This is a genomic window from Corallococcus terminator (genome assembly GCF_003611635.1).
Classification (GTDB): Bacteria; Myxococcota; Myxococcia; order Myxococcales; family Myxococcaceae; genus Corallococcus; species Corallococcus terminator.
The window spans coordinates 1-462 of record NZ_RAVZ01000800.1; the positions used below are offsets into that span (position 1 = coordinate 1).

At 64.3% G+C, this 462-nt stretch carries 1 protein-coding gene; it reads left to right on the forward strand.

Annotated features, from left to right (window positions below):
* Nucleotides 1–462 (forward strand): non-hydrolyzing UDP-N-acetylglucosamine 2-epimerase (gene wecB, locus D7V88_RS42195; protein WP_120546004.1); only part of this gene is annotated, 462 nt, incomplete at both ends.

The window sequence follows — 462 nt, forward strand, 5'->3', positions numbered from 1 at the left end:
ATCCTGGTGACAGGCCATCGCCGCGAGAACTTCGGCGAGCCGTTCGAGAACTTCTGCGTGGCGCTGCGCCTGCTGGCGGCGCGGCATCCGGATGTGCAGGTTGTGTATCCGGTGCACCTGAACCCGAACGTGCAGCAGCCGGTCAGCGCCATCCTTTCCGGCCACGGCAACGTTCATCTGATTGCGCCGCAGGACTATCTGCCGTTCGTCTACCTGATGGACCGCGCCTACCTGATCGTCACCGATTCCGGTGGCATTCAGGAAGAGGCGCCCGCTCTTGGCAAACCGGTACTGGTAACGCGCGACACGACCGAGCGACCGGAGGCTGTGGCATCGGGCACCGCACGGCTGGTCGGCACCGATACGCAACGCATCGTCGACGAGGCAGAAACGCTGCTTAACAACGCCCCCGAATACGAGCGAATGGCGCAGGCCCACAACCCTTATGGCGACGGCCAGGCC